This window comes from Streptomyces sp. McG3, assembly GCF_018619185.1.
Lineage (GTDB): Bacteria > Actinomycetota > Actinomycetes > Streptomycetales > Streptomycetaceae > Streptomyces.
Genome location: NZ_JAAXYC010000390.1, coordinates 1 through 6,233 on the forward strand (window position 1 = coordinate 1; position 6,233 = coordinate 6,233).

Annotated in this window: 4 protein-coding genes and 2 pseudogenes; 4 read left to right on the top strand and 2 right to left on the bottom strand. The window is 69.8% G+C overall.

Annotation, left to right across the window (positions count from 1 at the left end):
- Nucleotides 1-229: pseudogene (locus tag HET64_RS35040) on the top strand (galactose-1-epimerase); the annotation flags it as partial.
- Nucleotides 230-264: 35 nt separating this feature from the next.
- Here the strand turns inward: HET64_RS35040 and HET64_RS35045 are convergent.
- The gene (locus HET64_RS35045; protein WP_215111281.1) at nucleotides 265-3,294 is read right to left on the bottom strand and encodes a carbohydrate binding domain-containing protein; all 3,030 of its coding nucleotides are present in this window, start codon (nucleotides 3,292-3,294) and stop codon (nucleotides 265-267) included.
- Nucleotides 3,295-3,537: 243 nt separating this feature from the next.
- Between HET64_RS35045 and HET64_RS35050 the strand changes: the two genes are divergently transcribed.
- Nucleotides 3,538-3,954: a thioesterase family protein gene (locus HET64_RS35050; protein ID WP_215111282.1), complete on the top strand. Its 417-nt coding sequence runs from the start codon at nucleotides 3,538-3,540 to the stop codon at nucleotides 3,952-3,954.
- A 23-nt stretch (nucleotides 3,955-3,977) separates the two neighbouring features.
- Here the strand turns inward: HET64_RS35050 and HET64_RS35055 are convergent, their stop codons facing one another.
- On the bottom strand, nucleotides 3,978-4,643 hold the full coding sequence (locus tag HET64_RS35055; protein ID WP_215111283.1) for an O-methyltransferase: 666 nt from the start codon (nucleotides 4,641-4,643) through the stop codon (nucleotides 3,978-3,980).
- Nucleotides 4,644-4,855: 212 nt separating this feature from the next.
- Between HET64_RS35055 and HET64_RS35060 the strand changes: the two genes are divergently transcribed.
- Both HET64_RS35060 and HET64_RS39735 read left to right on the top strand, forming a co-directional pair.
- Entirely contained in the window at nucleotides 4,856-5,428 is a 573-nt protein-coding gene (locus HET64_RS35060) for a TetR/AcrR family transcriptional regulator (protein ID WP_215111284.1), read from the top strand.
- Nucleotides 5,429-5,613: 185 nt separating this feature from the next.
- Nucleotides 5,614-6,233 (top strand): annotated as a pseudogene (locus HET64_RS39735) (MFS transporter); the annotation flags it as partial.

Sequence of the window (6,233 nt, forward strand, 5' to 3'; positions counted from 1 at the left end):
GCTCTGGACCACCGAACCCGGCCTCCAGGTCTACACCGCCAACCAGCTCGACGGCGCGTTCACCGACGGCACCGGCCGCCGCCACCGGCGCCACGGATCGCTCTGCCTGGAGACCCAGCACCTGCCGGACTCACCCAACCGCCCCGGCCACCCCACCACCGTGCTGCGCCCCGGCGAGGTGCTGCACAGCCGCACCGAATGGCGCTTCCCGCACCTGTCGGCGAAGTAGCCGCGCAACCGGGGAGGCCGGGCCGGTCGGTCCCGCTACTTCAGGTACGGGCCCGCCGCGCCGATCCTCCCCGGCGCGGCGTTCTTCCCGCCGAGGTCCAGGACGTACACGCGCAGATTGCCCTTCCCGGGGGCCGGGACCGCGAGGGTGCCTCCGGTGACGACCTTCGTGTCACCTGTCACGGCGTCCTTGTACGTGCCGTTGGGAACGCCGGTGTACGTGGCGCTCCCGGAGACCGTCACCAGGGCGAAGCTGTCGGTGCCGCTCGCCGCGTCGGTGTAGCGCCGCTTGTACGCCATGGAGCCGCTGATGCCCTCCGTGGAGTACTGGCCCATCTGGAGCGCGGGCACCGCCCGCCGGATCTCGTTGAGCCGCTGGAGGTGCCGTGCCAGCGGTGCTGCCAGCGTGTCCGCGACCTTCCCGGTGGCCGACGACACCTTGCCGAAGTCCGAGGCGGTCACCTCACCGGCCAGGTGGTCCCCGAAGTAGGCCCGCCCGGTCGTCGCCAGGGGGCACGTCGGCCCGCAGTCGATCTTCTTCCCCTTCTGGAACTCGATCTCGGAGCCGTAGTAGAGCGTTGGGATGCCCCGGAAGGTCCACATCAGCGACATGTTCTCGGCCCAGGCGTCCGTGCCGCCCGTGTACCGCTCGCTGCTCTTGTTGGGCCCGTAGTCGTGGCTGTCGACGTAGACGACGTTGTACGTGGCGTCGTTGGTCGCGTCGTCGGAGTCCTTGCCGTTGTGGTAGGCGTTGTTCGCGTCCCCGAAGTTCATGTGCATCCGCATGTCGATGATGTTCATCCCGGAGGACCGGCTGCGGTCGGGGGCGTGGTAGGCGTTGCCCTTGAGGAAGGCGTTGTCGGAGACGGGCTGCGCCGCCGTGCCCTGCTGCTGCTCGTGGTCGTACATCTCCAGGGCGGCCTTCTCGTCGTCCGCGCTGTACTCCTTGCGCTCCTTCCAGGTGAAGAACTGCGCCGAGTGGTTGACCGAACCGCGGTTCCACTTGTCGTTGACGAAGGCGGCGACCTCACCGAAGACGAAGAAGTTCTTCGCCGCCCCGGCCCCGAACCGCTGGGTGACGCGCTCCTGGATGGCGGGCAGGAAGCGGCGGTTCCAGGTGGTGCGGGGGATGTGCACCGCCGTGTCGAGCCGGAAGCCGTCGACGCCCATGTCGATGTACTTGTCGTACGCGCCGATCAGATAGTTCTGGACCTGGGCGTTCTCGGTGTTGAAGTCGGCGAGGTCGTCGTGCAGCCAGCAGGAGCGGGAGTCCTCCCCCTCCCAGTTGCCGATCCAGCAGTTGTGGTAGAGCGCTTTCGGGAACATGCCCGAAGTGGGGTTCGGCCACTGGCAGTTGTAGATCCGGTAGCCCTCCGGCGAGGTGTGTCCGGTGGGGGTGCCCCAGTTGAGACAGGTGTTGCCGGACGGTTCGGCCGTGGACCACAGGTCGCCGTTGTAGTACGACTTCCCCGACTTCGGCTCGACGGTGAGTCCGTCGTACGTGAAGGCGTCGTCCCTCTCGTCGTAGTACCAGCTCCACTGGGCATCGCGCACCCCGTAGGTCTTCGGGGTGAACAGTCCCTTGGCGCCCCAGCGCGAGGAGTGGTTGTGGACCACGTCCTGGTAGATCTTCATGCCCTTGGCGTGCGCCGCGTTGATGAGGTCCTGGTACGAGGCCCCGGCGGACTCCAGCCTCGGGTCGACCTTGTAGAAGTCGTAGCCGTGGTAGCCGTGGTAGTCGTAGTCCGAGCGGTTGAGCACGACCGGGGTGATCCAGATCGCGGAGAAGCCGAGCCCCTTGACGTAGTCGAGCTTCTGCACGAGCCCCTTGAAGTCGCCCCGGAACATGGGGTCGCCGTTGGCGGCGTTGCCGGACTTCTCGTGCTGGCTGCCGCCCCGGTTGTTCGTGCTGTCGCCGTCGTTGAAGCGGGCGGTGAGCACGAAGTAGATCGGGTCCTTGCGGGGGTCGGTGCCCAGTGGCGTGCCCGCCGGCGGTGCGGTGGGCTTGTCGCCGGTGGTGGCGGAGGCGGCGGCGGATTCGGGCGAGACGTTCCCGGCGGCGTCGACGGCCCGGACGGTGTAGCGGTAGGCGGTCCTCGCCTCGAGTCCGGTGTCGGAGAACACGGTCGAGGTGGTGTCGGTGACCACCGTGCCCTTCGTGCCGCCGGTCCGCACGACCTGATACTTCGTCACCCCCCGGTCGTCCGTGGCGGGTTCCCAGGTGACCACGACCGCGACCCCGTCGGCGGTGGCCTTCACCGCGGTGGGCGCGGTGGGCGCCTCGGTGTCCGGTTCCTCGGCGGCGCACGGGTCCTTCGCCGAGGCGGTCACCTCGCGGTCCTTCACCGTGGTGAGCCCGGTCGCCAGGGTGTAGTCGTTGCCGTTGTTGTTGTCCCAGACCCCGTTGCCGTTGTTGAACGTCGCCTGGAGGCCGGTGGCGCTGCCCAGGTCCACCGTGCGCTTCACCCAGCCGGTGCAGGCGGCTTCCATGCCGATGCCGGGGACGGTCGTCCAGGTTCCGCCGTGCGGCCTGTAGTGGAGATTGACGGTGGGCCATCCGACGGTGGAGGTCGCGTAGTAGACCGACGCCGAGTTCGGCCCCTCGGGCTCCTCCGGCTCCCCGGGCCCCGTGTCCGCGCACGGGTCGCTGTGCGCCACGGCCCCGTCCTGGACGGTGATGTTCCCGGTGCCCAGGTCGTAGTTCCCGCCCGCGTTGTTGTCCCAGGTGCCCGAGCCGTCGGTGAAGGTCGCCTTCAGCCCGCCGGCGTCCCCGAGGTGGACCGTCAGCTTGACCCAGTCGGCGCAGGCGGCCTCCATCCGGGTGCCGGGCGCGGTGGTCCAGGAACCGCCGTCGGGGGAGTAATGCAGGTAGTACGAGGACCAGTTCCGGGTCTTCGTGGAGTAGAAGACGGTCGCCGTGGTCGTGGCGGAGGCCGAGGCCGCGACCGGTGCGGTGGCCGGGCCGGGAACGGCCTGTGGCGCGGCGGTGAGGAGTCCCAGCAGCCCGGCTGCTGCCACGGCCGCCGCGAACGGCCGCCGCAGCAACCGGTAAGGGGTGCGTCTCATACGTGTCTCCAGGGGGAGGGGTCGCGGGTGGGTGTCCCACGACTTGCCGATGGCGGTCCCGCCGGAGAACCCTGACGCGCCTCGGGGTTCGGGCGAGTGAACACGATCCGGCAGCAAGTTCTGCCGGAATGTTGCTGCAATTCCTTGCGGGGAGGAAGTTACCGGTGCATGACAGGTGCGTAAAGGGATCCGGCAGCACCGTCTCACCGGAATGGAAGGGCTGGTGCGGGCGTTCGCACGGTCATGACCTTCTCCGTTGATGTGACCGTGCGCGGCTACGAGCTCGACACCCAGGGCCACCTGAACCAGGCCGTCTATCTCCAGTACGCGGAGCACGCGCGCTGGGAGCTGCTGCGGGCCGCCGGGCTGCCCCAGGAGAAGCTGCTGGCCGACGGGATCGGGCCGGTGCAGCTCGAAGTGACGGTCAAGTACCGGCGCGAGCTGCGCGGCGGCGACCGGGTGCGCGTCACCTGCCGGTTCGACTACGGCACGGGCAAGACGTTCACGCTGGAGCAGCGCATCATCAAGGAGGACGGCACGGTGGCCGCCGAGATCACCGGAGTGGCCGGCGTTCTCGATCTGACCGAACGCCGGCTCGTCCCGGACCCGCGCGGCCGTCTTGCCGCCCTGGCCGGAAACCCCGATCTGCTGACCGGCTGACCGGCGGGGGAGCTCGGGGCGGGTCAGAGGCGGCAGCTGATTTCGAGGCCGTCCTCCACGGGGAAGGTGACGCTGTGGAAGCCGTTGCCGGTGTCACGGACGTGGTCGAGGTACGGGGCCAGGGCGGGGAGGTCCACGTCGTCGGCCACGACGAGGGTGCCCGGGGCGAGGTGGGGCTCCAGGAGCCGCAGGACGGGCAGGCAGAGATCCTTCCAGCCGTCCAGGAACAGGAAGTCGACGGGTTGCCGCAGTGCGGCGAGCGTCCGCAGGGCGTCTCCCTCCAGGACGGTGATCACGTCGTCGAGGCCGGTGGCCGTGAAGGTGTCGCGGGCGGCGGCGGCCTTCGCCGTGTTCATCTCGGTGGTGATGACGCGCCCCGAGCCGTTGTCGCGAACGGCGGCCGCCAGGTGGAGGGTGGAGATGCCGTAGGAGGTGCCGAACTCGACGACGTTGTCCGGCCTGGTGGCGCGGACGAGGTTGTAGAGGAGTTTGCCGCCGTCGGCCGAGATCGGCATGTAGATCTCCCGGTTCGCGTCGGCGAGTTCCTGCGCCGTCAGCGCTTCTCGGTCGTCGGGCCGGAGGCTCCGCACGCGTGCCGCGGCCTCGTCGTCACGGGCGGCGGCTTCGAACATGCGGTTCAGGGCGGAGCGGAGGCGCGGCTCCGCGAGGGTGTGGGTGTCTGCGGTCATGGTGCGGGCTCCTGGGGGTCCGGGTGCTGAGGGCGGTGACGGTGGGGAGGCGTGGATGGGCGACACCGGCGGATCGCCCTGGCGATGGAAAGGCGTGACTCGCTTCCTTCCGGGGCCGGAGAGGGGAAGCGCGGGCCGATCGTTATTTCGAGGCACCGTGCACCGTAAAAGTAGCATCATTCGATGCACGGTGTCTCGTTTATAGTGGGGGCATGGTTCAGGAAAGCGGCCGGGGCAGGCCCCGCAGTGAGAGCGCACGGGCGGCCGTGCTGCACGCCGTCGACGACCTCCTGGTCGAAGTCGGGTACGCGGCACTGACCATGAAAGGCATCGCGGAACGCGCCGGAGTGGGCCGGCAGACCGTATACCGCTGGTGGTCGAACAAGGCAGAGGTCCTCTACGAGGCCAGCGTCATCGACGCCCGGCATGAGCTCGCGGTCACCCTCACCGGAGTACCCCGCGACGACCTCACGGCCTATCTCGACGCCCTCACCGGCTTTCTCGCGCACTCGCACGCGGGAGCGGCCTACCGAGCCCTTCTGGGGGAGGCCCAGCACGACGCGGACGTGGCCGCCCTCCTCGCGTCCGGCGATGTCCTCGGCGAGAGCGCTGCCGCGGTGGTGGCCCCACTGCTGGAAGCCTGCGGCGACGATCTGTCGCTGGAGCAGGCGACCGCCCTGCTGATCGGCCCCGTGTTCTTCCACATCCTGTCCGGGCGGGGTCCCGAGGACGTCGACACGAAGAAGCAGGTGGAGCGGTTCCTGCGAGCTTTCGCCGTGGACTGATCAGTCCACGGCGAAAGCTCGCCGCCCTGTTTCCGCTCCCCACCCCCGCGCAAGAAGAGGACAAGCCGACGCCCATGTCCGTACCCGCGAAGGAATCAGTGATCCGGGCCCCGGGCATCCCTCACCTGTTGGTGATGGTGCTGTTCTGCTTCTCGGGATTCGCCCTCCTGCTCCCGGTCTCACCGGCGTGGGCCGTCGAGGGAGGCGCCGACGCGTTCGGCGCCGGACTCGTCACCGCCGTCCTGATGGCCGCCACGGTCCTGACCCAGCTGTTCGTCAGGGCCACGCTGCGCAGGCTCGGATGGACCCGCACCCTCGTCCTCGGCGCACTGCTGCTCGGCCTGCCCTCCCTGCTGCAGGCCCTCAGCGACCAACTGCTGCCCGTCCTGCTGACGACCGCTCTGCGGGGCGCGGGCTTCGGCATCGTCACCGTCTGCGGCGCCACCGCCGCCGCCGTACTGGCCCCGCGTGGACGCCAGGGGGCGGTCATCGGCCTCTACGGTCTCGCCGTCGCCCTGCCCCAGGTCGTCCTGACCCCGGCGGCCCCCTGGCTGACCGACACGTTCGCCCTGCCCGCGGTCATCGCCTGCGGCGTGCTCCCCGTCCTCGCGCTGCCCTGGACGCGCTCCCTGGGCCACGCCGTCGAGGCCCGCCTCTGCGCCGAGGACCCCGCCCGCGGCTTCCTCCCCTCCGGCGGCACCGTCCTCGCCCTCGCCGAGCCCACCGGCCCGGGCATCCGCACCGACTCCGGCCTCAGCGAGGGCACCGAGGTCACCAGCGTCTACGACCCGATGCTCGCCAAGGT